The organism is Saccharopolyspora mangrovi (genome assembly GCF_035320975.1).
GTDB lineage: Bacteria > Actinomycetota > Actinomycetes > Mycobacteriales > Pseudonocardiaceae > Saccharopolyspora > Saccharopolyspora mangrovi.
This window is the reverse complement of sequence record NZ_JAWLNX010000009.1, coordinates 141,276-157,312: the sequence shown is the minus strand read 5'-3', so window position 1 is coordinate 157,312 and position 16,037 is coordinate 141,276. Positions and strand designations below refer to the sequence as shown.

The window sequence follows — 16,037 nt, the reverse complement described above, 5'->3', positions numbered from 1 at the left end:
GATCGGATGCGGGAGAATCCCGCTCATGACGCCGCCGCACCCGCCCCACCGCCAGCAGCCGGGATACCCGCAGCAGGGTTATCCACAGCAGCAAGGCTTTCCCCAACAGCAGCCTGGATACCCGCAACAACCTGCTCATTCGCAGCCCCAGGCGAGTTATCCACAAGGATATCCACAGCAACTTGGACATCCCCAGCAGCCGCAGAGCGGTGGGGCAGGTCGAGTCGTCGGGATCGTCACCGCCGCGATCGCAATCGTCGCTGGTATCTACGTCGCGATCGACGGACTCGACTCGCTCCCCGGCCTTCTGCTGTGCCTGACCGGCGGGCTCGCCTTGATCACGGGAGGCGTCCTGCTGATCCTTCGGCTGTGGGTGTCACCGTTCGTACTGCTCGGCGGTTCCATCCTGCTCCTGGCGAACCTCATCTGGGACATCGTCTTCAGGTTGATGGAGATGGAACCGGAGTACGGGGACACAATCGCCGAGGCCCTGCTGCCGTTCGCCGGAATCGCAACCTTCCTCCCCGGCCTGGTCGTCACGGTGCTGGCCTTCCTGCCAGCCGTGCGGAAGTCGCTCAAGCCCAGAGCAGGCGGCGCATTCAACCAGACACCAGTGCAGTTCGGCGGTTACGGCTACCCGCCTCAGCAGCCGGGCTACCCGCCGCAGCAGCCCGGGTATCCGCCGCAGCAGCCGGGTCCGCAGCCGCCGGGCGGGTATCCGCAGCAGTGACGAACCGGGCCGTGATCCAGCGGATCACGGCCCGGAATGCGTTCAGCGCAACCAGCTCTGGTTCTCGTAGTCATCGTCGTCGTCGAACGCCGGCTGCTGCCGTCGCGGAGCGGGCTTCGGTGGCGCGGGCGGTTTCGGAGCGGCAGGCGGCGGAGGTTGCGGGTTCCGCCGCCCGAAGCGACCGGCCTGGACGTTCCACCCGTTGTCCGCCGGTGGAGCTTGCGGCGCGGTCGCTGGTTGAGCGTAGGCACCGTGCTGCGGCGCTTCCGGTTCGGCGGCCTGCGCAGTGGTTGCGGCGAGCGCCTCGGCCTTGCTCTTCTGCGCCGAGTAGAGCTCCTGCGAGAACCGCTCGACCTCCGGGTCCTCGTCCTGGGCCTCGGGCTCTTCGCCGACCGCGATCTCCTGCACGCCCGACTTCTCGTCCGCGCGACGGAGGTTCTCGGCGCGCTCGCGGATCCGCTCCACGAGCTTTTGGCCCTTCTCCGTGGTCTCCTGCGCCGACTTGTCCGCGGACTTCGCGGAATCGGCCCAGCTCTGCTCGACGGCACGAACGCTCGCCGAGTTGTCCTTCACCAGGCCTTCCATCGAGTTGCGGAAGGCCTTGGCGTTCTCGCTGATTCCGGTCATTGCTCCCTGTCCTCACCGAGCACCGAGCGGAAGCGCACGTTCGAGGCGTCCACACCGTCGTCGAAGAGCTGACCCTGGGTGCGCCACGGGCTGTCGTTGGTGCGCTCTTGCTCGCCGCCTTGCTGGCCGCCCTGCGCACCACCCATCATTCCGCCCATCATGCCGCCGCCCATCGCGGCCGAGCCCTGCCCGCTCTGAGAACCGCCCGGCTGGCCACCTCCGGTGGGGTCGCCGCCGAGCGAGGACAGGCCTGTGGAGCCGGCGCCTTGCGCCTGCCCGCCTGCCGGGTCGCCACCGAGCGAGGACAGACCGGCGGATCCTCCCGGCACTGGGCTCGGCTGGTCCTGGCCACCGAAGAGGTCTCCGGACATGCTCCCGAACGAGTTCTGCACCCCGTCGCCACCAGGTGCCGACGTTCCGACCCCCGCAGCCTGCGCGGTCGTCGCCGCCGGAGCTCCTGGAACCGGACCGCCACTCGGATCCGCCGCGGGCATGGTCGTGAACCCGCTCGTGTCGGGCGCGGGGATCGTGGTGAAGCCGTTGCCCGCACCCGCTCCTGCGAGGTCAGGTGCAGGCGGAGGCGGAGGTGCGGCCGGAGCGACGGGTTCAGCAGGAGGAGGCGGCGGGAAGCCACCCGGCACGGGCTCAGCCGGCGGAGGCGGGAATCCGCCCTGCGGAGGTTCCGCGGGGTAGGGGCCGCCAACGATCCCCCCGCCGGCCGGCGCACCTTCCGGACCGCCGAGGGTGGGCGGCTGCGGTGGTTCATCACCAAAGTTGATCGTCTGGTTCAGCGGAGGCTGACCACCGCCGTTGTCGACGTTGACCTTCATCTCGCCGCCGGGGCCTTGCTCCAGCGTGATGGTGCGGTCGCCTTCGTGGATGACCGCGCGCCCGTCCGGTCCGGCTTGAACCGGGATCGGCTGGGGACCACCCTGCGCACCCGGCATCTGCCCTGGTGCGGGCATGGTCTGCACGCCTCCGGGAACCGGTCCGGCGCCGGGCTGTCCCGGCATCTGGCCCGGTGCTCCCTGGCCGAAGTCGACCGCGTAGGCCTTGGGCTGGCCATCCGGTCCGGTCAACTGCACCTGAGTCTTGCCGTCGGCGCCGGGTTCCTGGACCGTCACGGCGTTCTGCCCCTGCCCGAGGGTGACCTTCTCGCCCCCGCCGCCGGGCGTGCCAGGACCGCCTGGGCCGCCCTGCCCTGGCATGCCGGGCACCTCCGGCATTTCCGGTGGCTTCGGCATTTCCGGCGTGGGCGGCATCCCGCCGGCTCCGGCTCCACCCCCCGCACCGGCTCCAGCACCGCCGCCTGCGCCTGCGCCGGCTCCAGCGCCACCACCAGCGCCCGCACCGCCACCTGCTCCGGCGCCACCACCAGCGCCCTGTTGGCCGCCGGGCTGCTGTTGACCGCCGGGCTTCTGGTCACCGCCCTTGTCGGCCGGCCCCGGATTCTTGAACGGGTTCGGCTCGGCCTTGCCCAACTCGTCGTTGAGCTTCTTCCAGGCGTCGTTGATGTTCTTCTTGGTGTCGTCGCACATCTTCACGAACGAATGACAGGTGTCCTCGACCTGCTTCGCGAAGGATTGGCGGACGGCCTTGTGGCACTCGCTCTTGATCTTGTCCCTGGCCTCGTCGGACAAGTCGCCGCAGTCTTCTTCGATTGGGACGCCCCAGATCGAACAGGCCTCGCGCAGGAGGGTGTCGTCCTCGGTGTCGTTGGCCACCTTGATGGTGGTGTCCCAGTCCTGCTCGGCTTTCTCACCGATGCGATCGGAGAACTTGTCGAGCTCCAGCGCGGCGTTGGCCTTCTCCTGGATCATCTTCGACACGGCCTTGAGCGTGTCCTTCGTCGCCGACGCGCCGTCGCTGACGGTCTGGATCACGCGTTCCTGCGCGGTCGGGGTGAACTTCGACGAGAAGAAGTCCTGCGAAGCATCGGACGCGCCACCGGTCCAGCTCTTCCACAAGCCGCCGAGCTTGTCGGACATGGTCTGCATCGAGTCCCGCATGCCCTTTTCGGCCTTTTCGAGATCGTCGATGTTCTTGGCGAACTTGTCGAAGTTCAGCTGCCGCTGCTCGTCGTAGTGTTCCTTGATCTTGTCGAGCTTCGGGACCTTGCTCTTGTCGTTGTAGTCGTTCTCGATCTTCTCGTAGAGCGGCACCCAGGTCTCGAAGAACCTCAGCCCCGGCTTGCCCGCGTCGAGCAGCTCGTCCCCGGATTTCGCGCCGGCGCCGCCGTTCTCGCCGTTCTCGGACTTGCGCTTGACGTCCTCGAGCTTCCCCTTGCCGTCCTTGACGGCCTGGTCGTGCTCCTTCTCAGCCTTCGAGGCCTTGTCCCCCTCGTCCTTCGCTGCCTTGTAAGACTCCCGAAGGTCGGCTTCTGCATCCGTGGTCGTGAAGCCCTCGCCAAAGACGACGCGCGAATAGCCATCGTCGTACTTGTCCAGGTAGGGCTCGATTTCGTCGCGCATGCCGAAATAGCCAGCATCGTCTTCACCGGCGTAATCCAGCGCGAGTTGACGCTTCTTCTCATCCGAAACGTTCGGGTCGTCGAGGACCTTCTTGACGTTTTCCCATGCGGGGAGATTGGACTCGTCGCCCATCAGTTACCCCCAGACTTTCCGACGGTGCTGGCCGCGTCGGCGTCGGACCAGGTGTAGCCGGACCCGGTCTTCTCCAGCTTTCCGGCGAAGTCGTCCATGCCGTCGGCGAGACTCGCGACGCACTTGGAGATCTTGTCCATCGCCTGCTGGTAGGGCTGGAAGTTCTCGCCGTGGGCCTTGCCGAAGTCGGCCTGCCCCATCCCCATGTCGGCGATGTTCTTGCTGTGCTGATCGCGGACAGGATCCGCCGCCGCACGAATGCTTCCACCTACCGATGAGAACTCACCGGCGTTAGCCCCGAACCCGGTCACCCTTCCCCCTCCATCCAAGGAACCCGCCGTCGCTCATGCGGCGCTCAAGCACAGGTGCCGACGCGAACCAAGACTCTCTGGTTCCTCATCTTCGCAGGATTGCGCCGCCAGGAGGCCGGAACGGCAGAGGTGCTTGCATCCGCGAAGGCGTCAGCGCGGCGGGTGCTGGCCGAAGCCCTGCTGCGGCGGGTACTGCTGCGGGGGTTGCTGCGGCGCCTGTCCCCACTGCTGCTGCGGCGGCTGCTGTCCCCACTGCTGGGGAGGCTGCTGAGCCCACTGCTGCGGCGGGCCGTAGGGCTGCTGAGGCTGCTTGTTCTTCCGCTTGACCAGAACGATCACCAACGTGATCGCCCCCACGACCAGCAGCAAGAGGACGATTCCAATGAGCGGGCGCACCATGTGCCGCATCATGCCAGGCCACGCCCGCGAGCCGTGTCGGATCAGCGGGTGACCTTCCTCGTCACGTCACTGCGGCGGGTGCTGGCCAAAGCCCTGCTGCGGCGGGGGCTGCTGGTGGCCCCACTGCTGCTGGGGCAGCTGGGGAAGCTGACCCCACGGCTGAGGAGGCTGCACGGGCTGCTGCGGCGGCTGCTGGGTGCCCCACGCCTGCGGAGCCTGCGGATAGCCCTTCTGAACTGGGCGTTTGCGGAACACCAGGAAACCCACGAGGAAGCCGAGGCCTCCGCCGATCACCAGCCCGATCAACAACGGCACGAAACTCACCAGCATTGCACCTATCCTCGTCAACCACTATTGCCCCGCGAACCTATCGGACGCGCGGGGTTGGTGGGGCGGGGCTCAGTGGACGAGGGTGTGCAGGCCCCAGCCTTGGGCGAGGATGACGGCGAAGACGAGTGCGCCCAGGAGCATGCACACCAGGGGGACGATCAGGACCGCCCAGAGGTCACCGAGGAGGCGCATCGGAACCTCACACCTTGTGATGCCTGCGGTTGACGTACCAGGAGCGGCCCTCGTGGGCTGCGTTGACAGCCTTGAGCGCTCCGAGCATCAGCGCGCCGAGCGCGATGATTCCGACAACGAGCCCGACAGCGATGAGCCCGACAACTATGGCGACGACGATGGCACCCATGTGAGCAGGGTCTCACAGAATCGACCTCCGTGGAGACCCAAATCACAAAGATCACCGGATAGCGGAGACGATCTTCGCCAGTCTGTCCGCGATGTCCTGCGCGTCCTGTTCGCTCGCGGCCTCGACCATGACGCGGACCAGCTGCTCGGTGCCGGACTGGCGGAGCAGGACCCGGCCGGTCTCGCCCAGCTCGACCTCGGCCTCCGCGACGGCGGCGGTGACCTCGGGCGCGACCACGGCGGCGGCCTTGTCGGCGACCCGGACGTTGATCAGCACCTGCGGCAGCCGGCGCATGACCTTGGCCAGCGACGACAGCGGGTTGCCGGTGGCCGAGACGCGGCCCATCAGGCGCAGCGCGGTGAGCAGGCCGTCGCCGGTGGTGGCGTGACCGGGCAGCACGACGTGCCCGGACTGCTCGCCGCCCAGCGAGTACCCGCCGGCGCGCAGCTCCTCCAGGACGTAGCGGTCCCCGACGGCCGTGGTGCGCAGGGACACGCCCTGCTCGCGCATGGCCAGGTGCAGGCCGAGGTTGCTCATGACCGTCGCGACCAGCGTGTCCTCCGCCAGCTCGCCGGACTCGTGCATCGCGACCGCGAGGATCGCCATGATCTGGTCGCCGTCGACGGCCTCACCCGCGGCGTCCACGGCCAGGCAGCGGTCGGCGTCACCGTCGTGGGCGATGCCCAGGTCGGCGTCGTGCTCGACCACTGCGGCCTGCAGCACCTCTAGGTGGGTGGAGCCGACGCCGTCGTTGATGTTGATGCCGTCGGGCGCGGCGTTGATGGCCACGACCTCGGCGCCCGCGCGGCGGTAGGCGTCCGGTGCGGCCTCGGAGGCGGCGCCGTTGGCGCAGTCGACGACGACCTTGAGCCCGTCGAGCCGGTGCGGAGCGGCCATGAGCAGGTGGTCTGTGTAGCGGCGGAGGGCGTCGGGGACGTCGCGGACGCGGCCGACGTGCACGCCGGTGGGCCGCTCGACCTGCTCGGCGAGGCGGGCCTCGATCTCGTCCTCGAGGGCGTCCGGCAGCTTGTTGCCGCCCGCGCTGAAGAGCTTGATCCCGTTGTCGGGCATCGGGTTGTGCGAGGCGGAGATCATCACGCCGATGTCCGCACCCAGCTCCTTGACCAGGTAGGCCACGGCCGGGGTCGGGAGGACGCCGATGCGCAGGACGTCCGCGCCCGCCGAGGTCAGGCCCGCCACGACGGCGGCTTCGAGCATCTCGCCGCTGGCCCGAGGGTCACGACCGACCAGCGCCACCCGGCGCCGGGAGTCGTCCCGGTCGTAGAGCACGCGAGCGGCGGCGGAGCTCACCGACATCGCCAGCTCGGGCGTGAGATCGCCGTTGGCCAATCCGCGCACACCGTCGGTGCCGAACAACCGAGCCATCAGCAGCAAGTCCTCCTCGTGTCTGCGACCGGTGGGACAAGCGTCGCACAACCGGCCTTAGGGCACTCCACGCGTCCCCCGTGCGCGAGCGGGCGGTTCCAACCGGACCTGCCCATGATCAACGTCCGTTTTGACCGGACAGTTCGGGTAGGGACCGACATCTGCCCCGAAACGACTGCGGGAGCAGGCCCGCCCTGGTCGGGCGAACCTGCTCCCGCAGGTGATGCTGGGGTTCGCGTCAGCGCTTGCTGTACTGCGGCGCCTTGCGGGCCTTCTTAAGGCCGTACTTCTTGCGCTCCTTCTCCCGCGCGTCACGGGTGAGCATGCCGGCCTTCTTCAGCGCCGGGCGGTCCTCCGAGTCGAAGGCGGTCAGCGCACGGGCGATCGCCATGCGCAGCGCACCGGCCTGGCCGGACGGGCCGCCACCGCGCAGGGTGGCCAGCACGTCGAAGTTCTCCAGGCGCTCGACCGTGACCAGCGGCTCCTTGATGAGCTGCTGGTGGACCTTGTTCGGGAAGTAGTCCTCGAGGGTCTTGCCGTTGAGCTTGAAGCCGCCGTTGCCCGGCACCAGCCGGACGCGGACCACGGCTTCCTTGCGGCGACCAACGGTCTGAACCGCGCCACCGGCCGGAACCGGAACGGGGGCGGGAGCCGGGGTCTCGTCAGCGGCGACGGCCTCGACCGTCTCCTCCGCGGCAGCGGTCACTGCCTCTTCCTGCTGCAGTTCGTCAGTCACTTCTCGACCTTCGCCTTAATCTCGAACGCCTGCGGGTTCTGGGCCTGGTGCGGGTGCTCCGGACCGGCGTAGACCTTGAGCTTCTTGCCCATGGCCCGGCCGAGCTTGTTCTTCGGGAGCATGCCCTTGATCGCCTTCTCCAGCAGCCGCTCGGGGTGCGAGTCGAGCACCTGGCCGAAGGACTGCTTGCGCAGACCACCCGGGTACCCGGAGTGCCGGTAGTGGAACGCCTGCTCGCGCTTGTTACCGGTGAGGGCCACCTTCTCGGCGTTGATGATGACGACGAAGTCACCGGTGTCGACGTGCGGCGCGTAGGTCGGCTTGTGCTTGCCGCGCAGCAGCGTCGCGGCCTGAGTTGCCAACCGGCCGAGCACCACATCCTCGGCGTCGATCACATGCCAGGCGCGGGTCACCTCGCCGGGCTTCGGGCTGTACGTGCGCACGGGTCTACCTCGTCGTCGTTCGCGTCGGAATCTCAGTGCGGAGCCCGTCTCGATCACGCCGGTCGGTCCGCACGAGGTCTTCTCGTGGAACCGGCACGTCCGCCAGTACCGCCGCCGGGACCGCGACTCGCTTGGCGAGTCCGTTCCGCTGGCGCGAACTGCAGCCGCGCACCGCACAACAAAGAATAAGGGTACTTGGTGGCTTCTGGCCCGGTCAAAACGGGTCCTCGGTTGCTAATTCGAGGTTCTGACCTGGCAGATCGCCGAAACCAGCATAGCAATGCCAGCTGGTCGCCGACGGGGACCCCGGCAAAGCCGATCGGACCTCCGCAAACGGAGATCAACCGCCGGACGCGTTGATGGCCCCGGCGAAATCACCGGAGCCATCAACGCGGAAATCAGTGCGGAGTGAGCTCAGCCACCGAAGCGGCCGGCGTTCTTCTTCTCACCGGCCTGGAAGGACTCGTTGGCCGCACCGACGGCCATGCCCATCTTGGCGGCGGTCTCCTGCATCTTGGCGGCCTCCTGGTCCCAGGCCTTCTGAGCCTCCTGGTAGGCGCCCACGGCCTCGCCGTCCCAGGTGGCGACGAGCTTCTGGATCTTGCCCTCCAGGTCGTCCAGCTCGCCCTGGATCTTCTGGGCCGCGGCCTGCAGGTCATCGGAAGCCTGCTGCAGCTCCGCGAAGTTGACGTTGATCTCGCTCATTACCTGTCCCCTCGAAATCGTCTAGATCAAGAAATGTGGAATCTGCGAACTGCGGAGGCGAAATCAGCCGTCGAGCAGGCTGCCGATCTTGGACTGCATCTCCTGCGCCTGCTCTTCCTGGGTAGCGGCGTAGTCCTGACCCGAGGACTTCACGTTCTGGCCCAGCTCGTCGAGCTTCTGGATGATCGTCTTGCCGCTCTGCTCGTACTGCTCCATCAGCTTGCGGAAGACGTCGGCGGCAGCACCCTTCCAGTTCTGCACCGGGCCCTCGAGCTGCCCCTGCAGCTGCTGCAGCGCCTGCTCGACGGCGTTGCGCGCCTCGTCGATGTCAACCGACGCCTGCTGGATCGCCTCGGTGTCCGCACCAATTCCAGCCATCTCTGGATGACCCCCTTCAAACTCGGTATCAAGCTCTGATGAACCTGCGACGCAGACATTGCCACGTCTGGTTCCCCGTTGTCCTGGATTTCTTCACAAGCCGTTGCTGTTGTAAACGCAGAACCGGGAACCTGCTGGTCATCCGGGGTTTTGCGGTTGCGAAAACCTGAAAGGCGACTCCGCCGAACGGAGTCCGTTTGCAATTGCGTCAACCGATCGCGAGTGATCCCACGACCTGTTCGCAGGCGCGAACGACCTCGTCCTTGCCGGCCGGTCCGTACTTGCAGCCCACGCTCACTTTGAATTGACCTTTGTACAGCGTGTACCACTCGACCGTCGCCTCCGGCAGGGTCTCCCGGTAGTAGACGACGTCCCGCCCCGCGAAGCTGGTGGACGGCGTGAACAGCGAGAACTTCTCGCCCGCCGCAACGCTTTTCTCGTACTCGCCGCGCAGCAGCTGCACCGCGCGGTTGCGGTCGCCGTCGGTGTCGAAGGTCAGCCGGCCCTCCTCGACCGCGACCAGCGCCCCCTGCGGGCCTTCGGCCGGTTCGACGAGGGTCTGGAACTTGGCGGCGTCGCCGCCCGCCGGACGCCAGCTGCCCGGATACGCGAAGTGGTAGTCGTAGCCGGCCATCTGCTTGGCGGGAACGACCGGATCGGCCTGCGGAGGTGCGTCGGTGAGCAGCAGCGCGGTGATCCCGGCCGCTGCCGCCAGCACGACGGCCGCGGCGCCGATCAGCCACGGCGCCTTGCGCTTGCGCTTGGGCTGCGGGCGCTTGGTGACCGGTCTGGTCGGCTCGTCGCCGGTCATGACCACCGTCCGGGCGTGGCTGAGCGAATCTCCCCTGGTCGCCTGGTGTCCCGGCAACGGGTAGTCGCGGATGGTCGTGCCCGCCCACTTGCCGGTGGGCGCGAGACCGCCGCTGCGTTCCGGGTCCAGCCGCACGGCGCGCAAAGCGCCTCGGGCGACCACGGTTTCGGGCTGGTCGAGGGTCGCTGGGACGACGCCGGTGCGTTCGTGGATCAGCCGCGCCACCATCGGGATGCGGCTGGAGCCGCCGACGAGGAACACCCCGGCGAGCTGTCTTCGCGGGACCTGGCCGTCGCGCAGCGTCGTGAGCACCAGGTCGGCGGCCTTGCCCAGAGGTGCGGCGATGAGCTTCTCGAGGTCGGCGCGGGTGACGTGGGCGTCGGGGAACGGCGGCGGCATCGGCACGTCGGTGTAGGCGTGGCGGGAGAGCGTCTCCTTGGCGCCGCGCACGTCCTGCCGCAGCACGCGGCGACGCCGCCGGTCGGGCATCTCGCGGCCTTCGACGAGCTTGCGCCACGCGGCCGGATCGGTGCTGCCGACGAGCTCACCGACGTGCTCCAGCAGCAGCTGGTCGATGTCGGCTCCGCCGAAGTTCGGTTCGCCCTTGGTGGCCAGGACCTGGAAGGACGCGCCCTGCTTACGCACCACGGAGGCGTCGATCGTGCCGCCGCCGAGGTCCAGCACCGCCAGCGCACCACCGTCGGGCAAGCCGTTGCCAGCCGAGTGGAAGACGGCCGCGGCGACGGGCTCGGGCACCAGGACGATCTCCTTGCCGAGGCCGGTGGCGGCCTGGCGGAGCTCGGCGGCGCGCACCGAACCCCAGTCGGCGGGGTGGGTGAGCACGAGCAGGTCGACGGGCGCTCCGCCGGCGAAGCGGCGGGCCTCCCCGACCGCGCGCTGCAGGACGGCGCGGATGACGTCGCCGACCTTGAGCACGGCGCTGCCGAGCAGCAGCTCACCCTCGTCGATGCGGCGCTTGGGGTGCGGTTCGAAGCGGGCGGGGTCGACGGCGGCCTGGCGTTCGGCTTCGTGGCCGACGAACAGCGTGCCGTCCGCGGCGGCGAAGACCGCCGAGGGCACCAACGGCTGCCCGTCGATGACGACCACCTGTGGTTCGGCGCCGCCGACCGAGACCACCGTGCATGTGCTCGATGTGCCGAAGTCGATCGAGACGTGCAGGGACACCCAGTACTCCATTCACCGTCGCCGAAGCCCTCGCCTGCGGCGACGTCGTCATCCGGCCCGCCGTCCCGACGGCACCGTCCCCCGGGAGAGCACCCTAGAGCCCCCGGCCACCCCCGCACCAACATCCTCCCGCGACCGGCCGACACACCGCCCGCACTTCACCCGGAACGCGCCGTAACACCCGCCCACGCGGGCGCATTCCAATTTCGCGCGAAATTCGAGTCGGAACTTCGGGAGCCGAATTTCGCGCGAAATTGGAATGCGCCTGGTCAGGAGGGCCCTTGTCGGGGATGGGAGTGCGTTGTCAGGGTGGTGGGTCAGGACTGGGCGAGGGTGCGGACCTCGTGGACTCGGTTGTCGAGGGCTGAGGTGAGTTCTGGGGCTCCCAGGCCCGCGAGGATGATCTCGAGGCCGACGCCGGGGCGCTGGGCTTGGGTGAGGCCGTAGCGGCCGTCGGGTTCCGGGGCGTCGAACCACTTGAGGACCGTGGAGCGGTGGGTCCGTCCGAAGCGGTCGCGGAGGTTGGCGGTGAACTGGCCGTCGCGGTGGTGCTCGGCCTCGGCGAAGGCGCGCAGCGCTTCGGCGGCCAGGGCTTTGCGCGGGCCGGCCGACTGCATGTGGTCGATGTTCTCGAAGTCGTCGGACGAGGGCTTCGCGGCCAGGTCGGCGGCCGGGACTGCCAGGCGCGGGCGCTTGCCGACGGGTGCGGGCGGCATGCCCTGCACCGCCGCCGCGGCCACCGAGGTGCGCGGCAGCACCGAGATCCGCAGGTCACCACCGTAAGTCTCGGTGTCGCCGGGCTGCTGGACCAGCAGCAACGCGCCCTGCTCGGTGGCGACCGACAGCAGCCTGGCGGGGGATTCCGCCGCGCCCTCGGGCATCCAGAGGCCTTCGATCCACAGTCCCGGCTTGGCCAGCTGACCGAGGACCTCGGCGAAGCGCTGGGTCAGGCCGTTCTGCCCGAGCAGACCGGCGTTGTGCAGCTCGGGGAGGGTGCGCTGGCGCAGCACGGCCCGCTCTTCGAGCGTTTCACCGTGCGAGCGGACGGAGATCGGGAACGGGTACTCGTCGAACCCGCCGATCTCCCAGCACAGGTCGAACCACAGCGGTGGCAGCAGCCAGCGCTCGGACACGCTTCCTCCCCCAGTCACACCGAAACCGCTGGTCACTCACCGAAAACGGGAGGAGCGGTCTTGGGCATGTCGTCCATCCAGATGTCTTCCTGCTCCTCGAGCCAGGAGGGGCGCTCGTGCTCGTCGTCCTCGCCGCCCTGGCCGCGCTGACCGGCACCAGCACCAGCCCCGGGAGCACCAGCGGCACCACGACCACCAGCACCCGCACCAGCGGCACCTGCCCCGGCGCCCGCACCGAGACCGCCCATCCCGGCACGACCACCAGCGCCCATGCCACCACCGGCCTTGCCCCCGGCACCCATGCCGGCACCCGCGCCGCGAGCACCACCCATGCCACCGGCACCGCGGCCCGCCCCGGCCCCAGCACCGGGCGGCATCCCGCCGACGAACCCGGCGGACGGCCCGTTCGGGCCCGGGTTCATCCCGGGCGGCGTGCCACCGCCTGCACCCGGACCGGTCGGCGACGGCGAAGCCCACTGCGAACTGCTCTGAGCAGGCGAAGAACCCGAGTGGCCACCACCGGAACCACCGCCGACGGCCGAGCCGGAGTACCCGCTACCGCTGCCGGACCCGGAACCCGAGCCGGTGCCCGTGCCAGGCCCACCCGGAGTCTCACCACCAGGCGGAGGCGGCGGAGGCGCGAGCGGATTCACCGGCGGAGGCAGAGTCGGAGTACTGGCGTCGACGTCCTGATAACCCGCTGCGTAGATTTGCTCGGCAACAGCGCGGGCCTGCTGGTTCGCTTCCTGCTGTTCCCGCATCTGCATGGCGCCGTCGACGAGACCACCGGCAGGCCCGAACACCGAAGCAATCGCTCCGCGCGTTCCGTCATAACCAACTGGAGGCTCGATGGACTTCTTCGTGCTCGCTGCCGCGTCTCCGGCGCGGCTGATCGCCTCGCCCACGCCTTCGGCGGCCTGGCCGAAGCTCGTGCCCCACTCCTGAAGCGGCTTGGCCGCGTTGAGCCCGGCTTCGGCGGCTTCGCCACGCATGCCGTCACCAGCAGCGGCCCGGGCGCGCTTGTCAAGGTCACCCAGGGACTCCTTGATCTCCTCGCCGAGCTTCTTCCACCCTCTGGCCGAGCTTTGAATTTCCTCCGGCCCCAGCGAAGGCGTCAGCTGACTGGCGAGACGCGCCTGATCCCAGTTCTTCCAGTTGTCCGCTTGGGAGATCGACGGGCGGTCGAACTCATCGAGACCGCGGTTGAGCGGCTGATCATTCCGCTGCGCCCGCTGGACGGCCGCCTGCATGGCGTGCGCCTGCTCGCGCGTAGCGGTGTCACCACCGACGAGGCCCTTTCCGAGGTCCCCGACCGACGATGTGAACGAGCCAACCGCGTCGGTGAATGCGTTTCCCATGTCACTCCCCCTAGCCGACCGCTACTTCGGCAGCTTGGCGCTCACTGCCTGCGCGATTTCCGTTGCCTTGGCGCAGGTTTCCTGGTCGGTGGGCATGTTGTCGGACCGGTAGGTGACGTCCACGGTCACCGAGCCAGAGCCCACGTACAGAGTTTGGCTGCAGCCACCCAGGCCCTTACCACCAGCTGCGATACCGGTGAACCCGCTGTGCGAACCGACCTGGTTCGGCGTGAACTGATCGAATTGGCCTCGCTGGCCCTGCCAGTACTGCTCGCCTTGACCTTCGCCCTTCATCACACCGAACTGGAACTCCGGGCCTTCGTAGTCACAACCGGGGCCACCGAGGTCCGGATCAATGGGCGCGCCCTGCGGCGAAGCTCCGAAGGACTGAACCTGGTCCGCAGACAGAGCCGTGCACGGGTCGAAAGCCTTCAGTGCATTGCTGTCAGGCGCTTCGGTCGGCTGGCCAGGAGCCCCCTGCCCGCCCGAGCAGCCTGCGATCAACAACGCCGTCGCAGCGAACACCGCGCTGCCAAAAGTCGCCTTGTGCATACCCACCATCAGATCAGTCTTTTCGGAGGTTTCGAGCGTTCTCGTCGTCAGTATTCTGCATCTCACGAGCCGAGTCTCGGTACGCCTGAGCCATGTCCCGCAAGGTCTGCTCCATCTTTCGCAGAATCGGGAGGAGTCCGGCTTCCGACGAACCACCAGGTCCGCGCACCTTCTCGTTGAACTTGCGCTCCAGGTCCCGTCCGATGAAGCACTCGCCGTAGACACCGTTGCGAATCAGACGTTGCGCATCTCGATAGAAGCCGACGAAGTCCTTGGCCTTGTCCTCGTAGACCTTGGCGACTGCTTCGGCCCTCTCCGGGTCCATGACGAGTTGGCCGTTGTCAACGGCTGCGCGGAGGCCTGCTGACTGGCCCGCGAGCGCTGAGGCACCTTGGGCTAAGCCTTCCATCCCGGTGGTCATCGAGAGCCCCCTCCACGTTCGTGATCATGAACGTCACTCAACCGAGCGATCACGGACGCAGAGGCTACAAGGGCGCGATCTTGCGCGGGGCGCGTTTCGGGGGAGGTAGCTCACACGCCAGCCGAACAGCCCAAACCCTCAGCCGGAATGGCGTAGTCCGTTCAGGAACTCGACCCAGCGATCCCGTGGAAACACCAGCACGTCGCCCTCGCGGTCCTTCGAATCGCGGACTCCAACCCGCTCAGGTGTCGTTGCGACCTCGACGCAGTCACCTTCGACACCGCTGTATGAGGACTTCTTCCAGCTGGCTAACTCGCTGTCCATGTCGCCTCGCTCTCGTACTTCTGCAGGTACGAGAGAATTATCGCGCGCGAGGCGTCGACATCAGAGGCCTGAGTTTCCAACGTTTCGACTGAACCAAGGAAGAGCCCCACATCGTCTGGGCCGTCGATGAATGCTCCCGACCGACGAGCCTCGATGTAGACCACCGGTCGGGAGCGGTCGAACTCGAACAGCAGGAACGCGCCGCTCATCCCGGCATGGGCGCCGATCGATCGCGGGAGAACGCGGATCTCGACGTTGTCGGCCTCACTGGCCTTGAGCAAGTGCCGCATCTGCTCGGCCATGATGCGTGGACCGCCGATCGGTCGGAAGAACACGGCCTCATCGAGGAAAGCACGGAGTTGGACGGCGTTTCGCTGATGGAGGATCTCCTGCCGCTTCATGCGGATTTCGACCCGCTCATCCGCCGTGACGTCATCGAGCTCAGCCGAGGTCATGATCTCCCGGGTGTATTCGCGGGTCTGCAGGACACCAGGGATGAGGTTGAGCTGGACGCTCGTGATGCGCTGCGCACGTTGTTCGGCGTCTAGGAGCGCGGTGAGCTGTTCGGGGATGTCGCGGCCGATCTCCCACCAGGCGGGCTCGCGGATTTCGCGAGCCATCTTGAGCAGGCGTTCGCGCTCGGCACCTTTCACCTTCAGCGCCTTGAGGATCGCTTCGACGCTCTCGACGTGAATCCCCCTGCGGGCGGTTTCAAGGCGGCTGACCTTCGCCTCGGACCAGCCGAGCTTCCGCGACAACTCGCGTGCGGTCAGCCCGGTTGCAGATCGAGCCGCGCGGAGCTCCTTAGCGAGCGCGCGTGCTCTCGGTGTGTCAGCCATAGGCAACAGCTTACGAGCGCCGAAGGGCCTTTCTGACCTCCCTCTTTCGTGTAATTGATCAGCTGAAAAGCCGCTGGCAAGCTTGCCAAAACCAACTCACTGGGGAGTTCCGATGCCCGAATACCTCACCTACGTCTGGCGTCCCGTGCCCGGCAAGCGCCACGCGTTCCCGTTCGCCGCCACCAAGCTCGACCCCGAGGAGACCGCGACCGCCTACTGCGGAACCGAGGTCGGAGCCGTCGAGCTCCACGACCTCGACGAGATCGCCTGGATCCTCGAACCCACCTGCATGGACTGCTGGAAGCACCTAGCCGACAACCCGCCCACCAAGTGACCGAAATACTCAGCCCCACGAAAAAGCCTCCCCTCGAAACTGGTTCGAGGGGAGGCTTTTTCAGGGCCTAG

At 67.8% G+C, this 16,037-nt stretch carries 21 protein-coding genes; 2 read left to right on the top strand and 19 right to left on the bottom strand.

Annotation, left to right across the window (positions count from 1 at the left end):
- Positions 1–25: 25 nt before the first annotated feature.
- A complete protein-coding gene (locus R4I43_RS15410; RefSeq protein ID WP_324266294.1) occupies positions 26–730 on the top strand; it encodes a hypothetical protein in 705 nt (234 codons plus the stop codon).
- Between the two features lie 42 nt (positions 731–772).
- Here the strand turns inward: R4I43_RS15410 and R4I43_RS15405 are convergent, their stop codons facing one another.
- From R4I43_RS15405 to R4I43_RS15315, 19 genes are all read right to left on the bottom strand, one after another.
- The gene (locus tag R4I43_RS15405; RefSeq protein WP_324266293.1) at positions 773–1,357 is read right to left on the bottom strand and encodes a hypothetical protein; all 585 of its coding nucleotides are present in this window, start codon (positions 1,355–1,357) and stop codon (positions 773–775) included.
- Positions 1,354–3,960, bottom strand: a complete 2,607-nt coding sequence (locus R4I43_RS15400; RefSeq protein ID WP_324266292.1) for a hypothetical protein — start codon at positions 3,958–3,960, stop codon at positions 1,354–1,356. Before R4I43_RS15400 ends, R4I43_RS15405 begins: the two co-directional genes overlap by 4 nt.
- Positions 3,960–4,166 carry a hypothetical protein gene (locus R4I43_RS15395; RefSeq protein ID WP_324266291.1) on the bottom strand — a complete coding sequence of 69 codons (207 nt, stop codon included), beginning with the start codon at positions 4,164–4,166 and terminating at the stop codon, positions 3,960–3,962. Before R4I43_RS15395 ends, R4I43_RS15400 begins: the two co-directional genes overlap by 1 nt.
- A gap of 255 nt (positions 4,167–4,421) precedes the next feature.
- A complete protein-coding gene (locus tag R4I43_RS15390; RefSeq protein ID WP_324266290.1) occupies positions 4,422–4,670 on the bottom strand; it encodes a hypothetical protein in 249 nt (82 codons plus the stop codon).
- A gap of 66 nt (positions 4,671–4,736) precedes the next feature.
- Positions 4,737–5,000 carry a hypothetical protein gene (locus R4I43_RS15385; protein WP_324266289.1) on the bottom strand — a complete coding sequence of 88 codons (264 nt, stop codon included), beginning with the start codon at positions 4,998–5,000 and terminating at the stop codon, positions 4,737–4,739.
- Positions 5,001–5,069: 69 nt separating this feature from the next.
- Positions 5,070–5,192, bottom strand: a complete 123-nt coding sequence (locus R4I43_RS15380; protein WP_324266288.1) for a hypothetical protein — start codon at positions 5,190–5,192, stop codon at positions 5,070–5,072.
- 7 nt (positions 5,193–5,199) lie between these two features.
- On the bottom strand, positions 5,200–5,361 hold the full coding sequence (locus tag R4I43_RS15375; RefSeq protein ID WP_324266287.1) for a hypothetical protein: 162 nt from the start codon (positions 5,359–5,361) through the stop codon (positions 5,200–5,202).
- A gap of 51 nt (positions 5,362–5,412) precedes the next feature.
- The gene (gene glmM, locus R4I43_RS15370; RefSeq protein WP_324266286.1) at positions 5,413–6,747 is read right to left on the bottom strand and encodes a phosphoglucosamine mutase; all 1,335 of its coding nucleotides are present in this window, start codon (positions 6,745–6,747) and stop codon (positions 5,413–5,415) included.
- A 238-nt stretch (positions 6,748–6,985) separates the two neighbouring features.
- Complete coding sequence (rpsI, locus tag R4I43_RS15365; protein ID WP_324266374.1) at positions 6,986–7,471, bottom strand: 30S ribosomal protein S9; 486 nt, start codon at positions 7,469–7,471, stop codon at positions 6,986–6,988.
- 8 nt (positions 7,472–7,479) lie between these two features.
- Positions 7,480–7,926: a 50S ribosomal protein L13 gene (gene rplM / locus R4I43_RS15360; RefSeq protein ID WP_132624452.1), complete on the bottom strand. Its 447-nt coding sequence runs from the start codon at positions 7,924–7,926 to the stop codon at positions 7,480–7,482.
- A gap of 414 nt (positions 7,927–8,340) precedes the next feature.
- Positions 8,341–8,631 carry a WXG100 family type VII secretion target gene (locus R4I43_RS15355; RefSeq protein WP_324266285.1) on the bottom strand — a complete coding sequence of 97 codons (291 nt, stop codon included), beginning with the start codon at positions 8,629–8,631 and terminating at the stop codon, positions 8,341–8,343.
- Positions 8,632–8,694: 63 nt separating this feature from the next.
- A complete protein-coding gene (locus R4I43_RS15350) occupies positions 8,695–9,009 on the bottom strand; it encodes a WXG100 family type VII secretion target (RefSeq protein WP_281455351.1) in 315 nt (104 codons plus the stop codon).
- A gap of 208 nt (positions 9,010–9,217) precedes the next feature.
- The gene (locus R4I43_RS15345) at positions 9,218–11,005 is read right to left on the bottom strand and encodes a type VII secretion-associated protein (protein ID WP_324266284.1); all 1,788 of its coding nucleotides are present in this window, start codon (positions 11,003–11,005) and stop codon (positions 9,218–9,220) included.
- Positions 11,006–11,322: 317 nt separating this feature from the next.
- A complete protein-coding gene (locus R4I43_RS15340) occupies positions 11,323–12,138 on the bottom strand; it encodes an ESX secretion-associated protein EspG (RefSeq protein ID WP_324266283.1) in 816 nt (271 codons plus the stop codon).
- Positions 12,139–12,170: 32 nt separating this feature from the next.
- Positions 12,171–13,496, bottom strand: coding sequence for a hypothetical protein (locus R4I43_RS15335; protein ID WP_324266282.1), 1,326 nt, complete (start codon positions 13,494–13,496; stop codon positions 12,171–12,173).
- Positions 13,497–13,517: 21 nt separating this feature from the next.
- The gene (locus R4I43_RS15330) at positions 13,518–14,048 is read right to left on the bottom strand and encodes a DUF3558 domain-containing protein (RefSeq protein ID WP_324266281.1); all 531 of its coding nucleotides are present in this window, start codon (positions 14,046–14,048) and stop codon (positions 13,518–13,520) included.
- Between the two features lie 13 nt (positions 14,049–14,061).
- Positions 14,062–14,469 carry a hypothetical protein gene (locus R4I43_RS15325; protein ID WP_324266280.1) on the bottom strand — a complete coding sequence of 136 codons (408 nt, stop codon included), beginning with the start codon at positions 14,467–14,469 and terminating at the stop codon, positions 14,062–14,064.
- Positions 14,470–14,607: 138 nt separating this feature from the next.
- The gene (locus tag R4I43_RS15320; RefSeq protein WP_324266279.1) at positions 14,608–14,793 is read right to left on the bottom strand and encodes a DUF397 domain-containing protein; all 186 of its coding nucleotides are present in this window, start codon (positions 14,791–14,793) and stop codon (positions 14,608–14,610) included.
- Positions 14,778–15,632, bottom strand: coding sequence for a helix-turn-helix domain-containing protein (locus R4I43_RS15315; RefSeq protein WP_324266278.1), 855 nt, complete (start codon positions 15,630–15,632; stop codon positions 14,778–14,780). Before R4I43_RS15315 ends, R4I43_RS15320 begins: the two co-directional genes overlap by 16 nt.
- A 112-nt stretch (positions 15,633–15,744) precedes the next feature.
- Here R4I43_RS15315 and R4I43_RS15310 point away from each other — a divergent pair, with 112 nt between their 5' ends.
- Positions 15,745–15,966 carry a zinc finger protein gene (locus tag R4I43_RS15310; RefSeq protein WP_324266277.1) on the top strand — a complete coding sequence of 74 codons (222 nt, stop codon included), beginning with the start codon at positions 15,745–15,747 and terminating at the stop codon, positions 15,964–15,966.
- Positions 15,967–16,037 lie beyond the last annotated feature (71 nt).

Bases quoted from the DNA above. Each gene is read 5' to 3' on its own strand.
- R4I43_RS15410 (WP_324266294.1), top strand. From the start codon at position 26: ATGACGCCGCCGCACCCGCCCCACCGCCAGCAGCCGGGATACCCGCAG.
- R4I43_RS15405 (WP_324266293.1), bottom strand. From the start codon at position 1,357: ATGACCGGAATCAGCGAGAACGCCAAGGCCTTCCGCAACTCGATGGAA.
- R4I43_RS15400 (WP_324266292.1), bottom strand. From the start codon at position 3,960: ATGGGCGACGAGTCCAATCTCCCCGCATGGGAAAACGTCAAGAAGGTC.
- R4I43_RS15395 (WP_324266291.1), bottom strand. From the start codon at position 4,166: ATGGGGATGGGGCAGGCCGACTTCGGCAAGGCCCACGGCGAGAACTTC.
- R4I43_RS15390 (WP_324266290.1), bottom strand. From the start codon at position 4,670: ATGGTGCGCCCGCTCATTGGAATCGTCCTCTTGCTGCTGGTCGTGGGG.
- R4I43_RS15385 (WP_324266289.1), bottom strand. From the start codon at position 5,000: ATGCTGGTGAGTTTCGTGCCGTTGTTGATCGGGCTGGTGATCGGCGGA.
- R4I43_RS15380 (WP_324266288.1), bottom strand. From the start codon at position 5,192: ATGCGCCTCCTCGGTGACCTCTGGGCGGTCCTGATCGTCCCCCTGGTG.
- R4I43_RS15375 (WP_324266287.1), bottom strand. From the start codon at position 5,361: ATGGGTGCCATCGTCGTCGCCATAGTTGTCGGGCTCATCGCTGTCGGG.
- glmM (WP_324266286.1), bottom strand. From the start codon at position 6,747: ATGGCTCGGTTGTTCGGCACCGACGGTGTGCGCGGATTGGCCAACGGC.
- R4I43_RS15355 (WP_324266285.1), bottom strand. From the start codon at position 8,631: ATGAGCGAGATCAACGTCAACTTCGCGGAGCTGCAGCAGGCTTCCGAT.
- R4I43_RS15350 (WP_281455351.1), bottom strand. From the start codon at position 9,009: ATGGCTGGAATTGGTGCGGACACCGAGGCGATCCAGCAGGCGTCGGTT.
- R4I43_RS15335 (WP_324266282.1), bottom strand. From the start codon at position 13,496: ATGGGAAACGCATTCACCGACGCGGTTGGCTCGTTCACATCGTCGGTC.
- R4I43_RS15330 (WP_324266281.1), bottom strand. From the start codon at position 14,048: ATGCACAAGGCGACTTTTGGCAGCGCGGTGTTCGCTGCGACGGCGTTG.
- R4I43_RS15325 (WP_324266280.1), bottom strand. From the start codon at position 14,469: ATGACCACCGGGATGGAAGGCTTAGCCCAAGGTGCCTCAGCGCTCGCG.
- R4I43_RS15320 (WP_324266279.1), bottom strand. From the start codon at position 14,793: ATGGACAGCGAGTTAGCCAGCTGGAAGAAGTCCTCATACAGCGGTGTC.
- R4I43_RS15315 (WP_324266278.1), bottom strand. From the start codon at position 15,632: ATGGCTGACACACCGAGAGCACGCGCGCTCGCTAAGGAGCTCCGCGCG.
- R4I43_RS15310 (WP_324266277.1), top strand. From the start codon at position 15,745: ATGCCCGAATACCTCACCTACGTCTGGCGTCCCGTGCCCGGCAAGCGC.